This window comes from Streptomyces sp. N50, assembly GCF_033335955.1.
GTDB lineage: Bacteria > Actinomycetota > Actinomycetes > Streptomycetales > Streptomycetaceae > Streptomyces.
In genome coordinates, this window is sequence record NZ_CP137549.1 from 4916049 (window position 1) to 4940271 (window position 24223).

The window sequence follows — 24223 nt, forward strand, 5'->3', positions numbered from 1 at the left end:
CGCTGCACGGGCGCTAACCGGCGGAAAGCGAGTCTGGAGTCATCCCAAAGAGCACCAGTACAGCTGGAGTTGAGATGACCCGCCGATCCATCAGCAAGCGCGCCGCCGTCGTCACCGTCACCACCGTCCTGGCCCTCGGTACCCTCGGCACCGTCGCCGCGACCGCCGGACCCCAGCACGAGACCAAGCCCACCAAGCACACCAAGAAGCAGATAGCCGCCCTCTTCGACGGCTGGAACGCCGCCCTGCAGACCGGCGACCCGAAGAAGGTCGCGGACCGGTACGCGCCGGACGCCGTGCTCCTGCCCACCGTCTCCAACGAGATCCGTACCGACCGCGCCGAGATCGTCGACTACTTCGAGCACTTCCTGCCGAACAAGCCGGTCGCGAAGAAGGTCGAGACGTACATCAACGTCCTCGACAGCAACTCGGCCATCGACGCCGGTGCCTACGACATCACGCTCACCGACCCGAAGACCGGCAAGAAGCGTGTCGTGGAAGCCCGTTACACCTACGAGTACGAGAAGCGCGGCGGCAAGTGGCTGATCGTCAACCACCACTCCTCGGTGATGCCCGAAGGGTGATGGCGACCAGCAGCCCTCCTCCCGGTGCGTCTCTGAGGGTCACCGTTCCGCCGTCGTCCGTCACCAACTGGCGTACGACGGCGAGGCCCAGCCCCGAACCCGTCCGCCCGGTGAGGCCCTGACCGCGCCAGAAGCGGTCGAAGGCACGGGACTTGTCCGGGTCGGACATCCCGGGGCCCTCGTCCGTCACCGTCAACTCGACCTCGTCGCCCCGCAGTTCCGACCGTACGGTGATCGTCGCGCCGTCCGGTGACACCTCCAGGGCGTTCGACAGCACGTTGTCCAGGACCTGTTCGAGATGACCGGGACTGGCCAGCACAAGCGGCCGGCCGTCGGCGACACTCCCCCTGAGCGCGATGTCCACTCCGCGCTCGTCGGCGGCCGGTCTCCACACCGAGAGGCGTTCGGCGACGATCTCCCGCAGCGGCAGCGGTTCCGCCGCCGTCACCTTCGCCTCCGCCCGTGCCAGCACCAGCAGGCCATTCACCAGGCGGCTCATCCGGACCACCTCCGCCGTCGCCTGTTCCACGTCCTCCCGTACGAACTCGTCGTCCACGCCGTCCGCGATGTTGTCCAGCGAGAGCCGCAACGCCGTGAGCGGGGTGCGGAGTTGGTGGGAGGCGTCGGCCACGAAGATGCGCTGCGAGGCGATGAGGGTGTCGAGGCGTTCGCCCGCCTGGTTCAACGTCCTGGCCAGCGTCTGCGTCTCGTGCGGGCCCGTCACGGGGGAGCGGGCCGTCAGGTCGCCGTCGCTGAACTTGCTTGCCATGTCGTTGAGTTGGCGCAGCGGGCGAGTCAGGCGGCGGGCGACCAGAGCGCCCAGTCCTGCCGCCACCGCCAGGACCGCCAACGCGAGGATCGCGCGGAAGCCCCAGATCTGCACCAGGCGCCGGGTCAGATCCGAGGTCGGGTACGTGATGCGTACGGCGCCTACCGTCCGGCCCTCGCGCTTCGCCGGTGCCGTCACCTCCAACTCCCCGTCGCCCCAGTGCGTCGCGGTCTTCGCCCGCGCGGCGGGGAGTACCTCGGCCGTGCCGGGGGTCTCCTGCGCGTACGCCACGATCATGCGGTCCAGCGCGGCCCGCGAGGCGGCGTCGCCGCTCAGCAGCAACGCCATCGTCTTCGCCTCGCGCTCCACCGACTGCTCGGTGTCGCCCCGGAGTTGGGCGGTCAGCGTGAAGGCGACGGGCACGGTGAAGGCCGTCAGGGCCACGGCCACGAGAAGGACGTAGCTGACGATCAGTTGCCGGATCATGACGCCGGAGGCCCGTCGCCGGACGCCGTGATCTCCAGGCGGAAACCGACCCCCCGTACCGCCTCGATCGTGATCGCGCCCGCCAACTTCCGCCGTAGCGCCGCCACATGGACGTCGAGCGTCTTCGTCGGGCCGAACCAGTTCGCGTCCCAGACCGCTTCCATGATCTGCTCGCGCGACATCAGCGCGCCGGGCTCCTCGGTGAGGAACGACAGCAGGTCGTACTCCTTGGGGGCGAGCGGGACTTCCTCGCCGTCCAGGCGGACGCGCGCGGCCTTGCGGTCGATGGTGAGGCGGGTGCCGTAGGCGTCGGGGCCGGCGGCCTCCGCGGCGGCGCGGGGCTGGGCTCGGCGCATCACCGCCCTTATGCGCGCGATGACCTCGCGGACCCCGAACGGCTTCGAGACGTAGTCGTCCGCGCCCAGCTCCAGGCCGACCACCCGGTCCGTCTCGTCGCTGCGCGCGCTGATCACGATGATCGGGATGTCGCCGCGGGCGCGCAGCGCCTTGCACACGTCGAGGCCGTCGGTGTCGGGCAGGCCGAGGTCGAGGAGGACGACGTCGTAGGGGGCGGAGTGGGCCAGGGCGGCGGCGCCCGTGGTGACCCAGTCGACCTCGAAGCCGTAGCGGATCAGTCCGCGTCGCAGGGATTCGGCGACCGGCTCATCGTCTTCCACCAGAAGTACGCGCACACGGCGCACCTTAATGCTTGAAACTTAATTCACAGGTGTGGCCTGTGACCCTTGGCACTTTTCCGGCACCCCTTAAGTGGGCATGCGCTGACCTGGGCGTCCGAATCTCACCATGCGATACCTGGGAAGGGAATTTCGGGCGCTCGTTAAACTGAGCCGACACACCAGGACTGAGCGAGGAGCGCACGTGGGCCTTGTCGTGCAGAAGTACGGAGGCTCCTCCGTAGCCGATGCCGAGGGCATCAAGCGCGTCGCCAAGCGAATCGTGGAAGCGAAGAAGAACGGCCACCAAGTGGTCGTCGTCGTTTCCGCGATGGGCGACACGACGGACGAGCTGATCGATCTCGCCGAGCAGGTATCTCCGATGCCCGCCGGGCGTGAGTTCGACATGCTGCTGACCGCCGGGGAGCGGATCTCCATGGCGCTGCTGGCCATGGCGATCAAAAACCTGGGGCATGAAGCCCAGTCGTTCACCGGGAGCCAGGCAGGCGTCATCACCGACTCGGTCCACAACAAAGCGCGGATCATCGACGTCACGCCGGGTCGGATCCGTACGGCGTTGGACGAGGGCAACATCGCCATCGTCGCCGGGTTCCAGGGTGTGAGCCAGGACAAGAAGGACATCACCACGCTGGGGCGGGGTGGGTCCGACACGACCGCCGTCGCTCTCGCCGCCGCGCTCGACGCCGAGGTGTGCGAGATCTACACGGACGTCGACGGTGTGTTCACCGCCGACCCGCGGGTGGTGCCGAAGGCGCGGAAGATCGACTGGATCGTCTTCGAGGACATGCTGGAGCTCGCCGCCTCCGGCTCCAAGGTGCTGCTCCACCGCTGTGTGGAGTACGCCCGCCGATACAACATCCCGATCCATGTGCGGTCCAGCTTCAGCGGACTTCAGGGCACATGGGTCAGTAGTGAGCCGATTGGGGACCAGAAGGTGGAGCAGGCCATCATCTCCGGTGTCGCGCACGACACCTCCGAGGCCAAGATCACGGTCGTCGGCGTGCCCGACAAGCCGGGCGAGGCCGCGGTGATCTTCCGGACGATCTCCGACGCGCAGGTCAACATCGACATGATCGTGCAGAACGTGTCGGCCGCCTCGACGGGTCTGACCGACATCTCCTTCACCCTTCCCAAGGCGGAGGGCCGCAAGGCCATCGACGCCCTGGAGAAGAACAAGGGCGGCATCGGCTTCGAGTCGCTGCGCTACGACGACCAGATCGGGAAGATCTCGCTGGTGGGCGCCGGGATGAAGACGAACCCGGGCGTCACCGCCGACTTCTTCACCGCCCTGTCCGACGCGGGCGTCAACATCGAGCTGATCTCGACCTCCGAGATCCGTATCTCGGTGGTCACCCGCGCCGACGACGTCAACGAGGCCGTCCGCGCCGTGCACACGGCGTTCGGCCTCGACTCCGACAGCGACGAAGCCGTCGTCTACGGAGGCACCGGCCGCTGATGGCCACCATCGGAGCGACCGTGCGTCCGACACTCGCCGTGGTCGGCGCGACCGGGGCCGTCGGCACGGTCATGCTCCAGATCCTGTCCCAGCACGCGGACATCTGGGGCGAGATCCGCCTGATCGCCTCTCCGCGCTCGGTCGGCCGCAAGCTGGCCGTGCGCGGGGAGCAGGTCGAGGTGGTGGCCCTGACGGAGGAGGCCTTCGACGGGGTCGACGTCGCGATGTTCGACGTCCCGGACGAGGTCTCCGCCCAGTGGGCGCCGATCGCCGCCGCCAAGGGCGTGGTCGTCGTCGACAACTCGGGCGCCTTCCGGATGGACCCGGAGGTGCCCCTGGTGGTCCCCGAGGTCAACCCGCACAAGGTGCGGCACCGGCCGCGCGGGATCATCGCCAACCCGAACTGCACGACCCTGTCGATGATCGTCGCCGTGGGCGCGCTGCACGCCGAGTTCGGGCTGCGCGAGCTGGTGGTGTCGTCGTACCAGGCGGTGAGCGGGGCCGGGCGGGCCGGGGTCGACACCCTGCGCCAGCAGCTGTCCCTCGTGGCCGGTACGGACCTGGGCACCAAGCCCGGTGACGTGCGGCGGGCCGTGGGCGACAACACCGGGCCGTTCCCGGAGCCGGTCGCGCTGAACGTCGTACCGTGGGCCGGTTCTCTGCGCGAGGACGGCTGGTCCTCGGAGGAGATGAAGGTGCGGGACGAGTCCCGCAAGATCCTCGGGCTGCCCGCGCTGCCGGTCGCCGTGACGTGTGTGCGTGTCCCGGTGGTCACCACGCATTCGCTCACAGTCCACGCGCGGTTCCAGGGCGAGGTCACCGTGGACGGGGCGCGCGAGATTCTCGCCACGGCCCCAGGGGTCGTCCTCTTCGACAATCCGGCCGCGGGGGAGTTCCCGACGCCCGCCGACGTGGTGGGCACCGACCCGACGTGGGTGGGGCGGCTGCGGCGGGCGCTGGACGACCCGACCGCGCTCGAACTCTTCGTCTGCGGCGACAATCTGCGCAAGGGAGCCGCCCTCAATACCGCGCAGATCGCCGAGCTGGTGGCACGCGAACTGGCCTGAGCCCGGGCCCAACTCCCCCTGCCCCGCCGTAAATCCGCTGGCCAGTGGCGCCCGGGTTTGTAGGATCAGGGTGCGCGATGTGGCCGGATTAATGGTTGGGAACCCTTGAATCCAGCCACCTCCGCATCCGAAGATTTCACTCCCCGCTTCCCGCAACCGCGCGGCGAGCGGGGAGCGTCTTTGCGAACGCCCTTCAGGTGGGCGCGTGGTGATGCGGTAAGGGACGTGGGGACGTCCCGGACTTTTCATGACACAGGGGAAGAGCGGGTAGGCATGAGGGTGTTCGACGCACTGCCGGTTGTGCTGCCTGACACCAGACGGGTGGGTGAGGACGCGAGACAGGTGGGCGGTCACAGAGGACAGGTGTGTGGACTGTCTGTTTCGTCTGACGTAAATGTGACGGCCGACGCGTACAACCCCCAAGGGGGGAAGCGTGTCCAACTGGCGTGGCTCAGGTACTCGACTTCACTGCGGCACGCGGCACGGCCCTCCGGCCTCCGCGTGGATCCCGTGCGCCCGGCGGCATGCCGGTGATCGCGCCGATGCCCGCAGCGCGGCCCGCCCGCATCCCGAACCAGCGTGACGGTGTCGACGACGCCGTCGCGGCCGGAACGACGGTCGACCATCTCACCGAGACCTACCGGGCGCACTACCGCTCGCTGCTCGGCCTGGCCGCACTCCTCCTCGACGACACCGCCTCCTGCGAGGACGTCGTCCAGGAGGCGTTCATCCGGGTCCACTCGGCGCGCAAACGTGTCCGTGACCCCGAGAAGACCCTGGCCTATCTGCGCCAGACGGTCGTCAACCTCTCCCGCTCGGCCCTGCGCCGCCGCATCCTCGGCCTCAAGCTCCTCTCGAAGCCGATGCCGGACATGGCCAGCGCGGAAGAGGGTGCCTACGACCTGCTGGAGCGCGACTCCCTCATCAAGGCCATGAAGGGACTCCAGCGCCGCCAGCGCGAGGTCCTGGTCCTGCGCTACTTCGCGGACATGACCGAGGCGCAGGTCGCCGAGTCGCTCGGCATATCGCTGGGCTCGGTGAAGGCGTACGGCTCGCGCGGGATCGCCGCCCTCCGGATCGCCATGGAGGCCACGGCATGAGCGACAGGCCCGAGGGAAACGGTTCGCGTGAACGGCGCGAGCCGGACGTCCGGCGCGGCCCGACCTGGGCGCGCAAGGATCCGCCGAACGAAACACATGCTGGGAACGGAACTGTGAACCACGGCCCCGACGAACAGAGCCCCACCGGGCCGAGCCTCGACGGGCAACACCCCGGAGGGGACACCCCCGAGAACCCTGAGAACCACGAGAACCCCGGGGGCACCCCTGACAGGGACACCCCTGATGGGGACAGCCTCGAAGGGTTCGACTCCGACGAGCTGGCGCTACGGCGGCTGCTGCACCAGGCGGTCCAGGAGGTGGAGCCGCGCGACGGCACGCTGGACCACCTGCGCAAGGCGGTACCGGCCCGCAGGGCCCGCAAGCGTCAGGCCCTCGTCGGCATGGCCGCCACCGTGCTCTTCTTCGGCACCGCCATTCCGGCCCTCGTGCACGTCTCGAACTCCACCGGTTCCGACGCCGACCCGTCCATCATGGGCAACAGCTCACAGGCGCAGGGCGGCACCAGCCAGGGCAAGGGCCCGGACGGCGGTTCCAGCACCTCCGGCGGTACCTCGGGGCGGGCCTCGCAGAACCCGGGCGGCCACAAGAACGACGGGACGGGCAAGACTCCCGGCCGCGGCACCGTGAGCGCGAACCCCTCGGCCAGCGCCGGGACGGCCGAGTCCGTCTGCACGGCCGAGCAGCTCGGCGCGTCCAACTCGACGGTGGACGCGGCCGATGCGGCGGGCGTCGTCTACGGCACGTTCAGCGTCACCAACACCTCCGGCACGAGCTGTACCGTCAGCGGCCCCGGCACGGTCGGCACCTACGCGATCGGTGCGGCCGACAGCACCAAGATCAACGTGGCGCAGCACAGCTCGGGGGACGCGGCGGCCGGCCTGCCCGACCCCTCGACGGAGGTCTCCCAACTGGTGCTCCAGGCGGGCGCCTCCTACGTGGTCAAGTTCGCCTGGGTGCCCTCCGAGACCTGCCCCACCACGGGCACCAGCACCGGCGGCACCACCACCGGCGGTTCGACGCCCACCCCGACGCCCACCGAGGACGCCAGCACCAGCAGCGGCTCCACGACCGGCGACACGGGCACGTCCACCCAGCTGCTCCGCACGGACGGCACGCTCGACGGCAGCGTCCAGGTCTCCCACACGGCGGAGGCGGGCTCCCCGACGGTCACGGCCACGGTGCCGAACGCGTGCGCGGGCACGGTCTACCGGACGGGCCTGCTGGCGGGGTCGTAGGAAGGTCGCCGGTCGCGGGGGACCGGCGTCATCCGGTGGGTGTCATCCGGTGGGTGTCGTACGAGGGTTGTCATACGACGGTGACGGGCGCCTGTTCCTGCTCTTCCTCAGGGACGATGCCCAGCTCCGCGTCGCGCGCGAACTCCACCTCGCGGCGCAGCAGCCGGAACCACATGAAGACGACGAAGCCCGCGAAGACGAACCACTCGCCGGTGTAGCCGAGGTTCTGGAAGGCCTTCAGGTCGAGGCCGGTGTTCGCGGGCGCGGTCGCCGGTACGGCCTTCATCCCCGAGTCGCCCTTGTCGAGGGTGATCCACGCGTCGTACAGGTGGTACGGCACGAGGTTGACGAGTGAGGCCGCGCTGATCGCGGCTGTCTGGCCGGACGGGAGACCGCCCTGGGCGCTCACTCCGTTGTCGCCGGGGGTCTCGGACGCCTGGAGGGAGCCGGTGACGGTGACCTCACCGGTCGGTGCGGCCGGTGCCTTCGCGGCGTCGGGCCTGCCGGGGATCCAGCCGCGGACCACGGGGAGGGCCTTGCCGTCGTCGGTGCGCAGCAGGGTCAGGACGTAGAAGCCGTTCTTCCCGTCCAACTGGCGGTCGGGGACGAGGAGTTGCTTGCCGTAGCGGCCGGTCGCGGTGGTCTGCCGGCCCGAGGTGCTCTGGTCGACGGGGAGCAGTGAGGCGAGGGGGCGGGCGGCCTCCGTGCGGTCGGTCTCGACCTGCTTGGTGGCTTGATGACTGCTGTCCACGCGCGCCTGGAACCGGCTCAGCTGCCACGACCCCATGAAGACGCAGAAGGGGATGGCGAGCAGTACGAAGACGTTGATGCCCCACCAGCGCGATGTCAGCAGAAACCGGTACACGCCTTCCACGGTACGGGGCTGTCGTGGGGCCCTTGGCCCGGGGGTCGGCCCGGAGGTTCACCGGGCGTCGGCAATGCTCCGACCGGGACTTGGTCGAAGTTATCCACAGGCTGAGGATCCGACCAGTGCAATGTCTGTGTGGGCGGGCAGTATGGGGCCATGACTGAGAGCAACGGGTCCGAGAACACACCGGACTGGGAGAAGCGCTTCCGGGCGCCCCGCGTGTCCCTGCCCGACTGGGCGGAGGACGCACCCGACCGTTCCCTGTTCGTGTCGAACGCGACAGGGACGTATGAGCTGTACGCCTGGGACCGGGCGACGGGCGAGCAACGCCAGGTCACGGACCGGCCGAACGGCACGACGGACGGTGTGCTCTCCCCGGACGGGGAGTGGATCTGGTGGTTCGACGACAAGGACGGCGACGAGTTCGGCGTCTGGCGCCGCCAGCCCTTCAAGGGCGGCCCGGACGAACCGGCCGTCCCCGGCCTGGAGCCGTCCTATCCGGCCGGGGTCGCCCTCGCCCGCGACGGCAGAACCGCCGTGGTCGGCCGCTCGACGGACGAGGACGGTACGACGATCCACCTCGCCCGCACCGGTGACGAGACCACGCTGATCTACCGCCACCGCGAGTCGGCGGGCGTCGGCGACCTCTCGCACGACGGCTCGCTGATCGCCATCGAGCACACGGAGCACGGCGACGCGATGCACTCCGCGCTGCGCGTCCTGCGCCCGGACGGCACGGCGGTCGCCGACCTGGACGACACCAAGGGCGGCACCGAGGAGCTGGGCCTTGAGGTCCTCGGCTTCGCACCGGTCGACGGCGACACCCGTCTCCTCATCGGCCACCAGCGGCGGGGTCGTTGGGAGCCGTTGGTGTGGGACGTGGTGAAGGGCGGCGAGACGGACCTGTCCCTGGACCTGCCCGGCGACGTGAGCGCCGAGTGGTACCCGGACGGCTCGGCCCTCCTCATCGCGCACAGCTTCGAGGCCCGCAGCGAGGTCTTCCGCTACGACCTCGCCTCGGGCGGACTGGAGAAGGTGCCGACACCGACCGGTTCGGTCTCGGGCGCCACGGCCCGCCCCGACGGCAGCGTCGAGTACCTCTGGTCGTCGTCCGCCGAGCCGTCCGCCGTGCGCTCGACGACGGGCGAGGTCGTCCTGGACCCGCCCGGCCTGAAGTCACCGGGCTCGGTCCCGGTGGAGGACGTGTGGGTGGAGGGCCCGGGCGGCCGCATCCACGCCCTGGTCCAGAAGCCGGCGGGCGCGACCGGCCCCCTCCCCACGGTCTTCGACATCCACGGCGGCCCGACCTGGCACGACAGCGACTCCTTCGCGGCGGGCCCGGCGGCCTGGGTGGACCACGGGTACGCGGTCGTCCGGGTCAACTACCGCGGCTCGACCGGCTACGGCCGCGCGTGGACCGACGCCCTGAAGCACCGGGTCGGTCTCATCGAGCTGGAGGACATCGCGGCGGTCCGGGAGTGGGCGATCACCTCCGGCCTCGCCGACCCCGCCCGCCTGATCCTCACCGGCGGTTCCTGGGGCGGCTATCTCACCCTCCTCGGCATCGGCACCCAGCCCGACGCGTGGACCCTGGGCATCGCGGCGGTCCCGGTCGCCGACTACGTCACGGCGTACCACGACGAGATGGAAGCCCTGAAGGCCATGGACCGCACGCTGCTGGGCGGCACCCCCGAGGAGGTCCCGGCCCGCTTCGAGGCGTCCTCCCCGCTGACGTACGTCGACAAGGTCACGGCCCCGGTCTACATCTCGGCCGGCGTCAACGACCCGCGCTGCCCGATCCGCCAGATCGACAACTACGTGAAGCGGCTCGAGTCGCGGGGCGCGGTGCACGAGGTGTACCGGTACGACGCGGGGCACGGGTCGTTGGTGGTGGACGAGCGGATCAAGCAGGTGAAGCTGGAACTGGACTTCGCGGCAAGGCATTTGGGGGGCTGACCGGGATTTTCCCCGCGCCCGCTGCTACCCGTCCCATCCCTTGGGCTGCGCCCCAACCCCCTGCTCCGGCCCTGAACGGGGCTTGTCCTCAAACGCCGGACGGGCTGACATCCAGCCGGTCCGGCGTTTGAGGAGCGGGAGACCGGGGGTCAGATGAGGCGGTGTTCCCAACGGAGGGACTGCCGGTCGCCGATCCAGTAGGTGTGTGCCTGCTCGGTGATGTGGAGGCGGACGTTCGCGATGTCGGGGCTCCCGGCGTCCTGCCAGGCGGTCAGCGTCTCCTCGACGGCGTCCCACAGGGCCACCGGGCCGCCCTGGCGGACCGTCCAGCCCGAGGCGTCCTCCGTGAACGCGGCGAACGACTCCCGCTCGGCGTCGAACAGATACAGAATCCGCGTACCGTCGCCGACCATGGCGCGAACGAACTGCGCGCCGGGGGCGGTGAGCTGGGCCAGGAAGGCAGGCATCCACTCGTTCAGGAGGACTGGCGGGATCTTGGCGGGGCGTTCGGTGTCCGCGTAGGCGGTGCGGGCGGAGAGATCCCCGGCCAGCGGGACGAGGGCTTGCGCACGGGCGTGCATGAAGGAGGACCGGCCGATGATCCGGCCCTCGGCGAAGCCGTCGTCGTTCACCGTGACCTTGGCCAGGCCCGTGCCGTACGGCCAGGAGCCCACCGTGGCGAGGACGATGCCGCCGGGCTTTGTCTGACGGATCCACGTGTACGGGACGCGGCGTACGGCGCAGGTGGCGATGACGCGGTCATAGGGTGCACGGGCGGGGTGGCCAAGGAGTCCGTCGCCGGTCACGGTCCAGGTGGAGTGTCCGGCGGCTTCGAGGGCGGCATCGGCGCGCGCGGCCACCTGGGGGTCGACCTCAACGGTAGTGACGTTGTCCTCGCCGAGGCGCTGGCACATGAGGCCGGTGGAGTAGCCGGTGCCGGTGCCGATTTCGAGGACTGTGTGACCATCGGCGACATCGAGCTGTTCGAGCATGTCGACGACGGTGGTGGGGGTGGTGGAGGACGACGTGGGCACGCCGGTCACGGGGGCGTCCGCCGCGTCGGCGGTGAGGTGCCCGTCGAGCTGAGTGGCCAGCGACTCGTCGCGGTAGACGATCTGTGTCCACTCCTCCGGGGGCGTGCCGAGGGCGGTCACCGGCTGCCATCGTCCCCCGTCGACCGGAAGGAACACCCCGGGGTGCAGGAACAGTTCGCGTGGCACGGCCTCGACCGCCGACCGCCAAGGCGAGTCCTGGCGCAGGACTCCGGACGCGGTCAGTCGACCGGCGAGCGCACGGCGTTCAGGGGCGGTGTCCATCGACTTCTCCTTGGATCAGCAGCTCTGCGATTGCGGCGGACATCGCCAGGCCGGTCTCTTCTTCCAGCCAACCCCATTGGCCGTTCGGGTTCAGTTCCAACCAGTGGTATTCACCTGCGCCGTCCAGGGCAAGGTCGAAGGACCCCGAGACGAGGCCGAAGTGGTCCAGGACGCCGTGCAAGGACTTCACCAGGCGCTCGGGGAGGTCGACGACGCTGTACGAGAGAGCGTCGTAGTCCGTGCGCCAGTCCAACAGGGCGGAGTGGATCCGGACGGCGAAGACCCGACGGCCGACGATCAACACGCGCAGGTCGGCGACCTTGTCGACGCGGGCCTGGAACAGATGCGGGGAGGCGCGGAGGGTGTCGTCGATCTCGTCAGCGGCAACCGGTTCGGCCCATGAGGTCATGGGGACGCCATCACGTTCGTACGGTGTCCATCGCAGCGTCTTGGCGATGACCGGGCCGTGGGCAGCGGTGAACTGGCGGGCCTTGTCAGGGTCGTTGGTGACCAGGGTGGGCGGCACTGTCAGCCCGAGGCGCTGGGCGACGGCGAGTTGGGCGGGCTTGTAGTCGGCGGCGGCGTCACGGAGGGGGTGGTTCACCCAGAGGGGGCCGTCGAGGGCGTAGAGGATGCCGCCGAGTCCGTAGCGGACCTGCGCGGCGGCGTAACGGGCGTCGTCCGCCCCAAGGTGCTCGAAGGCCGGCCAGACGGGACGGCGCCAGTACACCGCTCGGACGTGTTCCAGGCCGGTGGTTCTCGACGAGGTCCGGAGCTGCCCGACCACGGGGGTCGGGCAGACACCGAACCGGGCCGAGACGACCAGGTCCGTACCGATGTCGGCGGGGTTGAAGCGGACCACCGGAGCGCCTTTGCGGTTCAGCTCGGTGATCACCAGGTCGGCGGTCAGGTCGAGAGGTTCGGTGGCCACGAGGACAGGCCTGTCGGTCCCGGTCATGCGCGTCAGTCCTGCTGCGAGTCCTGGTCGGACCCCTGATCGTTCTTCGAGTCCAGGTTGGTGGTGGTCGTCGTGGAGGTGGCAGAGCTGGTGCCGTGCTTGCCCATCTCGACCACGTGGCCGTCCGGGGCGCGGAAGACACCGACTTGCGTGTCCGGGTCGACCGCGACCGTGGTGAACGGCAGCTTCACCGTGGCCGGGTACGGCCCGAGTCGGCGAAGGCCCCAAGGGCGAGGTGCTTCTGTCCGCGGTGCGGTCTGCATGGTGCTCCTCCTGTACGTAGCGAGTGGTGCTGTAGGTGGCGACGGGGACCCGTCGGGAACGTCGTCCCGACATGCGGTCATTCCGTCGCAGGGCCGTCGGCAGCCGCAGCCTCACGACGGCTGCTCGACGCGTAATTCGGCCCAGACCAATTTCCCCTGGTCGTGCCGGTCGGCACCCCATCTCCAGCTGAGGGCCTCGATCAGCACCAGGCCGCGACCCTGCTCGGCGTCGGCAGCGGGTGTGCCCAGCTCAGGAAGGACGCGGGAACGGTCGGCCACACCGAGGCGAACCATGCCGGGGGAGGGGCGGGAGAGCACGACGCGCAGGAGACGACAGGGCGTGTGGTCGATCGAGTTCGCGACGAGTTCGGAGACGATCAACGTGGCTGCTTCGATCAGTTCGTCCAGGTCCCACCCGCGCAGGGTGAGCGAGACCAGGTGCCGGGCGGCCCGCGCCGACTCCGGTACGGAGGGCAGGCTCCTGCTGAGGCCGGGCGGGTTGACGGCGGTGGGGGTGGTCGTGACGGTCACCGTGTCTCCTCGGGAGCGGATGGTCTCGGCGGCTGATGACCAGTCAACGTCTCGGGGGGAGTTCGGGGAGACTCCGAGTGGTGACCCCAAGACGGAGTCACCACGTGTGCGCGAGCGGTAGCGTCAGCTGGAACGCGTTGGTTGGGGGACGCATGGACCGGCAGACGCAGGACCCGCGTGAGGTCGTCGCGGGGTTGCTCGACGACTCGCGGTTCCTCGGCACCTGTTCGGAGCGGGACATGGGCGCCATGTTCCGGATGCTCAACCATCGTGGGATCAGCACGCGGCGGATCGCGGCGGCCGTCGACATCACCCAAGGCCGTCTCTACGACTACATGAACGGCAAAAGCCGAGTTGAGAAGCTGACTCTGTTCGAGCAGATCGCAGATGCCTTCCATATCTCCGGTCACTTGCTCGGGCTCGCTCGCCGATCGTGGGAGCCTGCCGTCGACTCACAGCCGCACCAGCCCCAACCGCCGCCGGACGGCGATGACTTGACAGCCATGGACGCCTTCCGTCTCGCCGACCGACAGACTGGTGGGGGACGTCTGTACGGCGCAGTCGTCCAACATCTCCGAGACCGCGTTGCCCCGCGCCTGGTGGATCTCTCCGACGGGGGCGGGGTGTTCGCCGCCGCAGCGGCCTTGACCGAGATGGCGGGGTGGATGGCGCACGACGGTGGGCGGGACGGTGACGCGGTGGGGCACTTCGGCCGTGCTCTCGCACTCGCACAGACTGGCGGGGATCTTCCGTTGGCCGCACACGTCGCCGCGTCTCTCTCCCATCTCGTCCTTCAGGGCGACGACGCACCGGGGGCGGCGCGTTGGGCGCGGACGGGACTCGACCTCGCCGGCCGGGGTCCTCGGATTCCCGCTCTCGCCTCTCGGCTGCACACGATGCAGGCGCGTGCCATGGCGGCGGCCGACCAGCGCAGAGCCGCCCACGACTCCCTCGACCAGGCCCGCCGCGACCTCGACGCGTCCGCCGGAACCGCACACCCGTGGCTCTCGCCCTTCGATCACGGTCGCCTGGCGAGCGAGGCCGCGTTGGTCCTGGTCGACCTCGACGAGTACGACGAGGCCCTGGCCGCCGCCGAAGAGGCCGTGGCGCTGCGGGACGCGGGGCGGGCGCGGTCCCTCGCCCTGGCCCGGATCACCCTCGCCGACATCCATGTCCGCCGGGGCGACCTCGACGCCGCTCTCGACGTCGGCCATGACCTGCTCGCCACGAGCCCGACCCTCGGCTCCGTCCGTGTCGTCCAGCAACTCGACGACTTCCGGGCCCTTCTGGAGCCGCACAGGAGCTATGGGCCAGTACACGAGTACCTGGTGCGATTCGGCGACGCGCGAAGAGCCAGAATGTTCCTTCTCGCAGATCTCATCCCGTCCCCGGGAGGCCCTCGCCGATGACTCCGGAGCCCGCCCCCACACCTGCCGATCCCGACGCCTGGAACGCGTACCTCGCCGAGGGGAACGCCAAGCAGGCTCGCAAGCGTGTAGCGGCGGATGTACTTCTCCGCGACCACTCGGGACGGGTGCTGTTGGTGAACCCGACCTACAAGCCCGGTTGGGACCTTCCCGGCGGGATGGCTGAGGCGAACGAGCCGCCGGAGCAGACGGTGGTACGGGAGTTGCACGAGGAACTGGGCCTGGACGTCGTCGTGCGCGGGCTCTTGGTCGTCGACTGGGTGGCGCCGCATGGGCCGTGGGACGACCAGATCGCCTTCGTCTTCGACGGCGGTGTCCTCGATCTCGACAAGGCTCTGCGCCCTCACGACGAGGAACTGTCGGAGGCAAGGTTCGTCGCATTCGACGAGGCGACCGGGATGCTGCGTGACCGGATGCGGAGGCGGCTCACGGAGGCCATGCGCGCGCAGCGCGAGGGACGGACGGTGTATCTGCACGACGGGCACCCGGTCGGCTGACGTGGGGCGAACACCGCAGTTCCCTAGGTCCCGGCCCGGTCCCGAGGCCTACGCCCCAGCAACTCCGCCAACCCCCGCCGGGTCGCCGCCAGCACGACCCGGTCCGAGCCGGCCAGGACATACGAGTCGGGCAGGTCCCACACCAGCCCCGACCGCCGTACGTCCTCGGAGGCGTCCCGCGTAGCCGTGTCCAGCGCAAGCACCCGCCACGACCCGGCCCGGAACGCCTCGGCGATCGTCTTCCCCTCCAGCTGGGGATGCCCGCCCACGGTCATCGCCGCGAACAGCAGCACCCGCCGCTCGACAGGGATCGCGCCCAGGATCTGCCGCCCCATCATCGCCCCGGCGAACGCGGGCGCGGCCAGATGGGACACACTCCGGCTGCGGGTCAGGGCACCGGGGTGGGCGGCCCGCAGGGTCCGGTACACGGCGGTGGCGAAGTCGTCGTCGTACAGCCGGAGCACGACCCGTAGATCAGGCCGCACGGACCGGGCGTACAGCACCGCTTCGAGGTTCGTCGTGTCGGAGCTGGTGACCGCGAGGAGGGCGTGGGCGCGGTTGACCTTGGCGGATTCCAGGACGCCCTCCTGGGTGACGTCACCGAGGATCACCGGCACCCGCAGCCGGCGCGCGACCGCCAGGCCACGCGCCTCGGGGTCGGCCTCGACGCACACCACGGGGATGTTGAGTTCGCGCAGCCGGGTCAGCACCCGGGTGCCGATCTTGCCGAGCCCGAGCAGCACGACATGCCCGCCGAGTCCGCGAGGCGGCTTGCGCAACGCGGACGCCGTACGGAAGGTGCCCAGCGCTTCCAGCACCGCGGCCAGCAGCACCGGCAGCATCAGCAACCCGACGAGCCCGGACAGGAGTTGAAGGATCTGCCGCCCCAACGGCGCCCCGATCGCGGGGTCGTCGATCGCGAAGAGATCGAGCAGCGTCAGATAGAAGGCGGTCAGCGGATGGATCTGCGTCACCAGCCACAGCGACACGGCGAGCGCGATCACACACGCCACCATGCCCGCCAGCGACCACCGCAGCCGCCGCGAGAAGAGCGAGGACCACGCCGGGACGACCCCGCCCCTGCGCCCGACCGGCAACTGCGGCCCGGCGTACGACACTTGCTCCAGGACGACGGTTCCGCGCCCGGTGGCGGAGGCGACGGCCGCCGCGTCGGGCAGCAGGCGCGGACCCTGTTCGCCCATGCCCTCGGAGCCGTCCGCACCGGCCGGGTCGCTGCTGGTCGCCGAGAGCAGGGCGAGCGTGGCAAGGCCCGGGTCGGCCACCTCCCCGGGTGCCGGTGGCGGCCGTTCCACCGCGCGCAGCAGCAGTCCGTCGGTCTGGACGACCTTGCTGGTACCGGCGAGCGCGGTCGCGGCCAGCGCGGGCGCGGCGGTGTCCGCGTCGGAGAGGACGGTGGTGGACGCGTCGAACCCGGTACCGGACCCGCCGCCCGCTCCGTCACCGGTCGCCAACGCGGCGGCCTGGTCGAGGAGTTCCTCGATGTGCTGGCCCAGCCGCCGGTTGTAGAGGCGGATCACCAGCCTGATACGGGGGTTGAGGCGGCGGGCGGTGAGGGCGGCGCGGATGTTCGTCTCGTCGTCGTCATAGACGAGGGCCAGCGCGGTCGCCCGGTCCACACCCGCCTCGGCGAACACGGCCTCGGTCAGCTCGGCGACCTCCAACACCCGCTCCCCGCGCGGGGGTTCGGGGGCGACGGGTGCGGTGCCGCCGGCGCCGCCATTGCCGTTGGCCCGGCCCACCGCCGCGTTGACCCGGTCGAGCAGCGCGGCCGAGGCGGCACGGGCGCGGCCGACGACGGGCGGCCGGGCGGTGGCCTCGGAGAGCGGGACGACGAGGGTGATCTGCTCGCCGTAGACACTGCGGAGTTCGACGGCGAGCCGGTGCGCGAGCGCGTCGTCGCCGCACACCACCATGTGCGCACGGGCACTGCCCGGAGGGGTCTGATTCGGAACGCTGCTCGCCACGAGGGGAAAGACTGCCCCAAGGAGGCGGGTGGTTCCAGTATTGCGCTGAACACCCGTGCCCCTGCTGCCGTATGCAGAGACAGGGAGCAAAACTCGCGAAACCAGGCGTCTGCCGGAGGTATCTCACCCGTGGCCATCACCACCGAACCAGCCGCGCCGACCACGGAGACGCCGCCGACCACGGAGACGCCACCGAGCGCGGAAACACCCTCGGAGCCGTCCGTACCGGCCAAGGACGGCTGGCAGTTCAACTCGCCGCTCGTGCTGACCATGGTGCTGCTCGTGGTGGTGCTGGCGCAGAGCCCGATCCGTCAGGCGCTGTCCGCGCCCGTGATGCAGAGCTGGATGACGGTCTTCGTGGCCGTGGTCGTACAGGCGCTGCCCTTCCTGGTGCTGGGCGTGCTGCTGTCGGCCGGGATAGCGGTGTTCGTCCCGGCGACGTTCTTCGCCCGCGCCCTCCCCAACAACCCTGTCCTGGCCGTGCCGATCGCCGGGATGGCCGGCGCGATCCTCCCCGGCTGCGAGTGCGCGTCGGTGCCGGTGGCCGGGGCGCTGGTGCGGCGGGGCGTCACCCCGGCGGCGGCGATCGCGTTCCTGCTCTCCGCCCCCGCGATCAACCCGATCGTGCTGACGGCGACGGCGGTGGCGTTCCCGCGCAACCCGGAGATGGTGCTCGCCCGGTTCGCGGGCAGCCTGCTCGTGGCCTGCGTGATGGGCTGGCTGTGGACGCGGCTCGGCCGTACCGACTGGCTGCGCCTGCCCGCCCACGAACCGCACGAGGGGGAGACCAAGGGGGCCGCGTTCTGGGGCTCGGTCCGGCACGACGTGATGCAGGCCGGCGGGTTCCTCGTCCTCGGCGCGATGTCGGCGGCCACGCTCAAGGCGGTCGCACCGGCGAGCTGGCTGCGCACGGCCGCCGACAACCCGGTGGTCGCGATCCTCGCCCTCTCGATCCTCGCCGTGCTGCTGTCGATCTGCTCGGAGGCGGACGCGTTCGTCGCCGCGTCGCTCACCCAGTTCTCGCTGACGGCCAAACTCGCGTTCCTGGTGGTGGGACCCATGATCGACCTGAAGCTGTTCGCCATGCAGGCGGGCACGTTCGGCCGCGGCTTCGCGCTGCGCTTCGCGCCGGCCACCTTCGTCCTGGCCATCGCGGGCGCGGTCGTCACCGGGGCGGTGCTCCTGTGAACCGGCAGGCACAGGCGGCGGTCCTGTTCCTCGTCGGCGCGGCCCTCCTGCACGCGGGCTTCACCAACCTCTACCTGCGCTACGTCAAGGCGGGCCTCCAGCCGCTCCTCCTGCTCTCCGGCGTGGTCCTCATCGTGACGGCACTGGCGACGGCCTGGTACGAGTGGCGCCGGACGCGGAGGGAGAAGGCCCAAGCGGAAGCCCACGCGGAAGCGCACGCGGAGGCCCACACCGCGACCGAGGGCCACGACGAGCACACCCCCGAGGTTGCTCACCAGGGCCACGTCCACCGCGAACCCCGTATCTCCTGGCTCCTGGTCCTCCCCCTCTTCGCCCTGATCCTGGTCGCCCCGCCGGCCCTCGGCTCCTACAGCGCGGTCCGCACCGGCACGGCCATCCAGCAGCCGTACGGCCTGCTCAAGCTCCCCGACAGCAACCCGCTCACCATCGGTCTGGTCGACTATGCGAGCCGCGCGGTCTACGACCACGGACACTCCCTGGGCACCCGGCAGTTGAAGGTCACCGGCTTCGTCGCGCTGGACAAGTCGGGGTCGCCGTTCCTGGTCCGCATGGCCCTCAACTGCTGTGCCGCGGACGCCCAGCCGGTCAAGATCGCGCTGACCGGCAAGATCCCGCCGGTACTTCAGCCCGACACTTGGCTGGAGATCACCGGCACCTACAGCCCCAAGCAGACCAAGGACCCCATCAACAACCGGCCGATCCCCTACTTCCAGGTCACGCAGGCCAAGCCGGTGCCGACGCCGAAGGATCCGTACGACGAGAGCTGGAACCAGTAACTGACCTGGTTTCAGACCAGGTTGGCGATGGCGGCGGCCATGATCGGCTCGGCCGCCTCCTCGGTCAGCTCCGGCGGTACGACCAGCAGGTCCCACCGCCCCCGCCCCGGCGCGAGCAGGACGACGGTGTTCGGGGCGTGCACGGCGGTGGTCCGGTGCAGCCGTACGACCTGGTTGGCGACGAGCATCCGGCCGGGGGCGGTCGACCAGACCCGGCCGTTCACCATCACGCTGACGATGTGCCCCCAGGTCCGGGGCAGCCCGGCGAGCAGGCGCGGCACCTCGGTGAGCACGTCGTAGGAGTGCGGCCACCAGGCTCCGTCGAGGCGGCGCGGTACGGAGGTGTGCGCGGCGAGGCGCAGCCGGAGAGCGGGCGGGGCACTCTGCTCGACGTCTGGCGAAGAACCGGCGGTGTCCTCGGCGGGCGAACTGTGGGTGTCCGTGGGCGCGTTCATGTCGCGGTCCCTGTCCCCGGCCGTCCGTCGTGCGGAGGTCCGGTGCCGTGGTGCACTGGGAACGACGACGGCGCCAGAGCCGAGGTGCGGAGAACTCCCGGTACCGCTCACCGTACTCCCGCCCCGCGCGGGCCGGTCCGCGCCGGAGGCGCTCCGAGCCCCTCCGCGCCCCGCGGGCGTACCGTGAAAGGACCGAGGATTTCTCGTGCACCGGATCGCGCCGGTGCCGTTCTCGGCGAACCACGACGCCGGGGCGGACCCGTTCCGCGCCCGGGGCAGGGCTCAGCCCATGACCGTGAATGTGCCCGGTCGGCCGGTGACCGCGGACGCGCCCGCTGCCCCTGCCGGACACGGCGGTGCCGGTACGGCGGGCTGGGAGAGGACATGGTCCACGACCGGAGACGAACCCCACACGTCCAACCGCGAGCGCGGCCCGTCCCCCTGGGAAGGCGACCGCGTCCGCCCGCTCAGCCGCCGCCAGATCGAGGACCGCTTCCAGGACCTGGGCGTCCTGTACGAGGAGACCTGCGGCGGGACCCGCAGGGGCAACCGTTCCCGAACCGCCTTCCTGCGGCGGCTGGCCGGTGACGTCCGGCGCCCGGGTTTCACCCTGCTGATCGCCGAGAACACGACCCTGACGGCCTGCGCCTACGGCTTCCCCGTGCGCGTCGGCGACCCCTGGTGGCAGGGCCACGACACCCGGTTGCCCCGGCTGCTGCACGGGCTCGCGGTCACCGGCGGACTCTTCGCGGTCTCCGGGATCGTCGTCCCGCCCCGCGTGCGCACCCACTACCAGGACCGGGACTGGAACCTCGCCCGGCGCCTGCAGCGCCGGCTGCTCGCCGATCACACGCCGGCCCTCGGCGTCACCCTGGTGCCCCGCACCGACACCGAGACCCTGACGGCGTACCGGGCCTGGGGCTGGCAGGACGTCGCGGGAGCCCCGCCGGACCCCGCGAGAGCACCCGAACGGGGCTCCCTGCGGGGCTCCGACGGCCTTGATCCACGGGTTCCGGGCGCCTGTCGGGTGCTGGTTCTGGCCCCCTGAGGGCGTCAACCGGTGTGAGGACATCTGTGCTCGCCGCGACAGAGTTTCCCCGGGTGCGACTAGAGTTCCCGTACGGGGGAACCAGCTCCCCCGGCGGCACGCCGTCCCTCCCCGGTGGCCGCAGGAAAGGTGTACATGCCCGCAGAAAGCCAGCAGCCCGCGGCCGACCGGCTCGACGACGACGACTACCCCGCCTACACCATGGGCCGGGCCGCCGAGCTGATCTCCTCCACCCCCGGATTCCTCCGGTCACTGGGTGAGGCCGGGCTGATCACCCCGAAGCGGTCGGACGGCGGCCACCGCCGCTACTCGCGCCGGCAGCTCCGTACGGCCTCCCGGGCGCGCGAGCTGGTCGACCAGGGGACGCCCATCGAGGCCGCGTGCCGCATCATCAGCCTGGAGGACCGGCTGGACGAGGCGCTGCGCGTCAACGAGGAGCTGCGCGGCTCGTCCCATCGGTAGAAAATCTGCTGCGCCCGAAACAGAAATTCACCGTTTCCGGGCCGCGCTTTTCCCGCCCAATTCCCCCGCCCCGTAAATGGGTTCCGTGCTAGGCTGACTTCAGTTGCAGTTGTGGTTGCCAATTTTGAACCGGTTCTCCGGACAGGTGATCATCACGGCGATGGAGGAGATTCGTAAAGTGCGGATCTCGTGCACTGCCTAGGAGTTAAGACATGGCCACCGGTACCGTGAAGTGGTTCAACGCGGAAAAGGGCTTCGGCTTCATCGAGCAGGACGGCGGCGGCGCTGACGTCTTCGCCCACTACTCGAACATCGCCACCCAGGGCTTCCGCGAGCTGCAGGAAGGTCAGAAGGTGACCTTCGACATCACGCAGGGCCAGAAGGGCCCGCAGGCGGAGAACATCGTTCCCGCCTAAGCACGCGAAGCTGCGAAACAGGGGCCCGCACCTTGGGTGCGGGTCCCTTTTCGTATCTGCTCATTTACCTGCCGTTCCCCCGCCGTTCTCGGCTTCCCCGGCATCCCCGGCTTTCCCCGAGGAGAAATCCTCCCCTCTCCTCCCGCTCGAAACCCCTTGGTGAGGCACCATGCGCTGCGTGATCGCCCGTTACCCCTTCGATCTGACGAAGAGCGAGGTGGAGGAGATGCTCAAGGGCATTCGCCCGGAGCAGCCCGTCACCGGTCAGTGCGCCGTCATCAGCCGCAAGCTGTACCCGGTCAAGCAGGTCGGCGAGGTCATCACCAAGCAGGACCGCCGTGACTTCACCGCCTTCGAGGTGACCAGGGCGCTGACCCGGCTCGGTTTCACCTGCCACGAGACGCCGCCCGCGCCCGCCACCCCGGCGCCCGCACCGGCCCCCGCCACGGAGAACCCCACGGACTCCGGCCCGGAATCGACCTCGTACATCGGCACCACCCTGGGCTGACGCCTCCGCCCGCACGTCCCCGCACACCCCGAGCGACCACGCCGCCGAAGATCCATCCGGGCGCGAGGTCGCTCTTTGCGTACCGGCCATCACCGGCGGAACAGCTCCGCCGTCACAGCTCCGGCCGGCGTCACAGCTCCTTGTCGGGCCAGTCCAGCAGGCGGGCCCCGATGACCGCCGTCTGCAGCGTGTACCGCTGGCCGGGGTCCGCCGGATCCGCGCCGGTCAGCTGGTGGATGCGCTCCAGCCGGTACGTCAGCGCGCGCACGCTCAGCGAGAGCCGGCGCGCGGACTCCGCCGCCACGCAACCGGAGTCGAAGTACGTCGACAGGGTGTCCAGCAGCGGGCGCGCACCGCCGCGCGCCCTGGTCAGCGGGCCCAGCGCGTCGAGGACCAGGTCCGCCATCGCCTGCCGGTCGCGCGTGAGCACCGGGTAGACCAGCAGGTCGGCGGCGCGCAGGAGCGGGCCCTCCAGGTCGAGCCGCTCGGCCAGTTCGAGGGTGTTCAGGGCCTCCTCGTACGACTGGACGATCCCGCCCGCGCCCGGCTGCGGCCGGCCGATCGCCGCGCGGGTACCCTCCGCGGCGGCGTACGACTGCTTCGCGAAGTGGGCGAGGATGTCGTCCTGGTCGCCGGGCGCGACGCACAGCATCCGGCCGGCCTTCGTGGTGAGCAGGATGTTGCGGTCACCGAAACGGCTGATCATCGCGCGCTCCACCTGACGCGGCACCGGCGCGCTCTCGTCGTACGGCGTCGGGCCCTGGACCACGGCGACCGCGTGCGTGTGGGAGAGGCGCAGGCCGAAGCGCTCGGCGCGTTCCGCGAGCCGGCCCAGATCGCTGCGGCCGTAGAGCAGGTCGTCGATGAACTCCCGCCGCGCCGCCTCTTCCTGGCGTACGGCGAGACGCTGGGCGCGTTCGTAGCCCTCGGCGAAGGCGTCGACGGCCTGCTGCATCGCGGCAAGTGTGCAGTCGGCGGCACCGGGGATCCGCGGCCAGGCGGTGCGGGTGGCGGTGAGATGGGCGTTGACCAGGGCGCGCAGTCCGTGACCGGCCTCGGCCGCCTGCTCGCCCAGGGTGCGGCGGGCCGCCAACTCGGCCCGGGTCAGGCGGCGTCCGGTGTCGGCGACCTCCGCCAGGAGCCGCGCGTACCCCGCCAGATAGTGCTCAGGTATGTCGCGCTCCGGCAACTCCGCCCCCGTTTTCCTTGACGCCCTGGTGACGCTTTCTTAGCGCGTCACCGGCATCAAGACCCTAATGAACACTGCCGGGTTCCGGCAATGCGCGGGCGCGCACCCCGCGTGCACCATGGCGCCAGGGGAGCACCGCGGAAGGTTCCGGTGCCGGACACCGGCAGGTGTCCTGCACCGGGGCCGCGATCCGCGCGTCCCCGAAGTCTTGACGCGTTGTGTATGCGGATACAGCGGACAGCGGACAGCGGACAGGGAACGGGGGGCCGGGATCATGGGGGCGTTCTTCGCTGCCGCGACCGGTTTTCCCACCGTCGTCTTCACCGCCGCGCTCACCGTGGTCGTCCTGTTCTGGCTGCTGGTCGCGCTGGGCGCGGCGGACGCCCACGGACACGCCCACGTTCACCTCAACTCCCGCGCACACGGCGACGGTTGGGGTCTCGGCGGGGTCCCGGTGACCCTCGCCTTCTCGCTGTTCACCGCCGTCGGCTGGCTGATCAGCTACTGCGCGAGCGTGCTGTTCGTCCCCTCCGGCCCGGTCGGGGTCCTGGTCGGGGCGGGCGTGCTGACCGGCACGGTGTACGTCTCCTGGCGGGCGACCAAGCTGTTCGTACGGCCCCTGCACCGCCTGTTCCCCGACGAACACGGGCCGTCCCGGCTGGACTTCGTCGGGCTGACCTGCACGATCCGCACCGGGCGGGTCGACGCCGGGTTCGGCCAGGCGGAGGTCAGGTCGGCGGACGGCTCGGCCGCGGTGGTCCAGGTCCGGCAGACGGGCAACGACGCCCTGGCCGGCGGCAGCACCGGACTGCTCTACGCCTACGACGAGACCGGCGAGTTCTTCTGGGTCGCGCCCTACGACAGCGCGCTGGACCCGAGGACCGGCCCCGGCACGACGGGATAGGCCGCCAACTCAGGCCACCCGCACGCTCGTTGATCTCCGCCC

At 70.5% G+C, this 24223-nt stretch carries 25 protein-coding genes; 15 read left to right on the forward strand and 10 right to left on the reverse strand.

The window, feature by feature from the left end; genetic code table 11:
- Positions 1-74: 74 nt before the first annotated feature.
- Positions 75-584 (forward strand): SgcJ/EcaC family oxidoreductase, encoded by a 510-nt coding sequence (locus R2B38_RS21950; protein WP_318017762.1) that lies wholly within the window; start codon positions 75-77, stop codon positions 582-584.
- Here R2B38_RS21950 and R2B38_RS21955 read toward each other — a convergent pair.
- Both R2B38_RS21955 and R2B38_RS21960 read right to left on the reverse strand, forming a co-directional pair.
- Complete coding sequence (locus R2B38_RS21955; RefSeq protein WP_318017763.1) at positions 550-1839, reverse strand: HAMP domain-containing sensor histidine kinase; 1290 nt, start codon at positions 1837-1839, stop codon at positions 550-552. The two genes, R2B38_RS21950 and R2B38_RS21955, sit on opposite strands and share 35 nt — an antisense overlap.
- On the reverse strand, positions 1836-2531 hold the full coding sequence (locus R2B38_RS21960) for a response regulator transcription factor (RefSeq protein ID WP_318017764.1): 696 nt from the start codon (positions 2529-2531) through the stop codon (positions 1836-1838). The genes R2B38_RS21955 and R2B38_RS21960 overlap by 4 nt, the downstream gene beginning before the upstream one ends.
- 187 nt (positions 2532-2718) lie before the next feature.
- Here R2B38_RS21960 and R2B38_RS21965 point away from each other — a divergent pair, with 187 nt between their 5' ends.
- The 4 genes from R2B38_RS21965 (at position 2719) to R2B38_RS21980 (ending at position 7413) form a co-directional block, all read left to right on the forward strand.
- Entirely contained in the window at positions 2719-3990 is a 1272-nt protein-coding gene (locus tag R2B38_RS21965; protein WP_266860030.1) for an aspartate kinase, read from the forward strand.
- Positions 3990-5057: an aspartate-semialdehyde dehydrogenase gene (locus tag R2B38_RS21970; RefSeq protein ID WP_318017765.1), complete on the forward strand. Its 1068-nt coding sequence runs from the start codon at positions 3990-3992 to the stop codon at positions 5055-5057. The genes R2B38_RS21965 and R2B38_RS21970 overlap by 1 nt, the downstream gene beginning before the upstream one ends.
- Positions 5058-5581: 524 nt before the next feature.
- On the forward strand, positions 5582-6157 hold the full coding sequence (locus R2B38_RS21975; RefSeq protein WP_019063113.1) for a SigE family RNA polymerase sigma factor: 576 nt from the start codon (positions 5582-5584) through the stop codon (positions 6155-6157).
- Complete coding sequence (locus tag R2B38_RS21980; protein ID WP_318017766.1) at positions 6154-7413, forward strand: hypothetical protein; 1260 nt, start codon at positions 6154-6156, stop codon at positions 7411-7413. The genes R2B38_RS21975 and R2B38_RS21980 overlap by 4 nt, the downstream gene beginning before the upstream one ends.
- 70 nt (positions 7414-7483) lie before the next feature.
- Here R2B38_RS21980 and R2B38_RS21985 read toward each other — a convergent pair whose 3' ends face one another.
- Positions 7484-8278, reverse strand: coding sequence for an SURF1 family protein (locus R2B38_RS21985; protein WP_318017767.1), 795 nt, complete (start codon positions 8276-8278; stop codon positions 7484-7486).
- A gap of 159 nt (positions 8279-8437) precedes the next feature.
- On the opposite strand from R2B38_RS21985, the gene R2B38_RS21990 reads away from it, so the two are divergent.
- Positions 8438-10237, forward strand: coding sequence for a prolyl oligopeptidase family serine peptidase (locus tag R2B38_RS21990; protein WP_318017768.1), 1800 nt, complete (start codon positions 8438-8440; stop codon positions 10235-10237).
- A gap of 149 nt (positions 10238-10386) precedes the next feature.
- Here the strand turns inward: R2B38_RS21990 and tgmC are convergent, their stop codons facing one another.
- The 4 genes from tgmC to R2B38_RS22010 all read right to left on the reverse strand — a co-directional run bounded on the left by tgmC (position 10387) and on the right by R2B38_RS22010 (position 13305).
- The gene (gene tgmC / locus R2B38_RS21995) at positions 10387-11553 is read right to left on the reverse strand and encodes an ATP-grasp peptide maturase system methyltransferase (protein WP_318017769.1); all 1167 of its coding nucleotides are present in this window, start codon (positions 11551-11553) and stop codon (positions 10387-10389) included.
- Positions 11537-12511, reverse strand: coding sequence for an ATP-grasp ribosomal peptide maturase (gene tgmB / locus R2B38_RS22000; protein WP_318017770.1), 975 nt, complete (start codon positions 12509-12511; stop codon positions 11537-11539). Before tgmB ends, tgmC begins: the two co-directional genes overlap by 17 nt.
- A 5-nt stretch (positions 12512-12516) precedes the next feature.
- On the reverse strand, positions 12517-12774 hold the full coding sequence (gene tgmA / locus R2B38_RS22005; protein WP_318017771.1) for a putative ATP-grasp-modified RiPP: 258 nt from the start codon (positions 12772-12774) through the stop codon (positions 12517-12519).
- A 111-nt stretch (positions 12775-12885) separates the two neighbouring features.
- Entirely contained in the window at positions 12886-13305 is a 420-nt protein-coding gene (locus R2B38_RS22010) for an ATP-binding protein (protein ID WP_318017772.1), read from the reverse strand.
- Between the two features lie 152 nt (positions 13306-13457).
- On the opposite strand from R2B38_RS22010, the gene R2B38_RS22015 reads away from it, so the two are divergent.
- Both R2B38_RS22015 and R2B38_RS22020 read left to right on the forward strand, forming a co-directional pair.
- Positions 13458-14714 (forward strand): helix-turn-helix transcriptional regulator, encoded by a 1257-nt coding sequence (locus R2B38_RS22015; RefSeq protein ID WP_318017773.1) that lies wholly within the window; start codon positions 13458-13460, stop codon positions 14712-14714.
- The gene (locus tag R2B38_RS22020) at positions 14711-15229 is read left to right on the forward strand and encodes an NUDIX hydrolase (RefSeq protein ID WP_318017774.1); all 519 of its coding nucleotides are present in this window, start codon (positions 14711-14713) and stop codon (positions 15227-15229) included. The genes R2B38_RS22015 and R2B38_RS22020 overlap by 4 nt, the downstream gene beginning before the upstream one ends.
- Before the next feature lie 23 nt (positions 15230-15252).
- Here the strand turns inward: R2B38_RS22020 and R2B38_RS22025 are convergent, their stop codons facing one another.
- The gene (locus tag R2B38_RS22025) at positions 15253-17163 is read right to left on the reverse strand and encodes an NAD-binding protein (RefSeq protein WP_318021763.1); all 1911 of its coding nucleotides are present in this window, start codon (positions 17161-17163) and stop codon (positions 15253-15255) included.
- A 180-nt stretch (positions 17164-17343) separates the two neighbouring features.
- Between R2B38_RS22025 and R2B38_RS22030 the strand changes: the two genes are divergently transcribed.
- On the forward strand, positions 17344-18402 hold the full coding sequence (locus R2B38_RS22030) for a permease (RefSeq protein WP_318017775.1): 1059 nt from the start codon (positions 17344-17346) through the stop codon (positions 18400-18402).
- Entirely contained in the window at positions 18399-19199 is an 801-nt protein-coding gene (locus R2B38_RS22035) for a TIGR03943 family putative permease subunit (protein ID WP_318017776.1), read from the forward strand. The genes R2B38_RS22030 and R2B38_RS22035 overlap by 4 nt, the downstream gene beginning before the upstream one ends.
- Before the next feature lie 11 nt (positions 19200-19210).
- Here the strand turns inward: R2B38_RS22035 and R2B38_RS22040 are convergent, their stop codons facing one another.
- Positions 19211-19654, reverse strand: coding sequence for a DUF5994 family protein (locus tag R2B38_RS22040; RefSeq protein ID WP_318017777.1), 444 nt, complete (start codon positions 19652-19654; stop codon positions 19211-19213).
- A gap of 205 nt (positions 19655-19859) precedes the next feature.
- On the opposite strand from R2B38_RS22040, the gene R2B38_RS22045 reads away from it, so the two are divergent.
- From R2B38_RS22045 to R2B38_RS22060, 4 genes are all read left to right on the forward strand, one after another.
- Positions 19860-20702, forward strand: coding sequence for a hypothetical protein (locus R2B38_RS22045; protein WP_318017778.1), 843 nt, complete (start codon positions 19860-19862; stop codon positions 20700-20702).
- Between the two features lie 135 nt (positions 20703-20837).
- Positions 20838-21164, forward strand: a complete 327-nt coding sequence (locus R2B38_RS22050; RefSeq protein WP_318017779.1) for a MerR family transcriptional regulator — start codon at positions 20838-20840, stop codon at positions 21162-21164.
- Positions 21165-21376: 212 nt separating this feature from the next.
- Complete coding sequence (locus R2B38_RS22055) at positions 21377-21580, forward strand: cold-shock protein (RefSeq protein WP_019063123.1); 204 nt, start codon at positions 21377-21379, stop codon at positions 21578-21580.
- A 169-nt stretch (positions 21581-21749) separates the two neighbouring features.
- A complete protein-coding gene (locus R2B38_RS22060) occupies positions 21750-22088 on the forward strand; it encodes an SCO5918 family protein (RefSeq protein ID WP_033284862.1) in 339 nt (112 codons plus the stop codon).
- Positions 22089-22218: 130 nt separating this feature from the next.
- Here the strand turns inward: R2B38_RS22060 and R2B38_RS22065 are convergent, their stop codons facing one another.
- Positions 22219-23277, reverse strand: a complete 1059-nt coding sequence (locus R2B38_RS22065; protein ID WP_318017780.1) for a PucR family transcriptional regulator — start codon at positions 23275-23277, stop codon at positions 22219-22221.
- A gap of 274 nt (positions 23278-23551) precedes the next feature.
- Between R2B38_RS22065 and R2B38_RS22070 the strand changes: the two genes are divergently transcribed.
- Positions 23552-24181, forward strand: a complete 630-nt coding sequence (locus tag R2B38_RS22070; RefSeq protein ID WP_318017781.1) for a hypothetical protein — start codon at positions 23552-23554, stop codon at positions 24179-24181.
- Positions 24182-24223 lie beyond the last annotated feature (42 nt).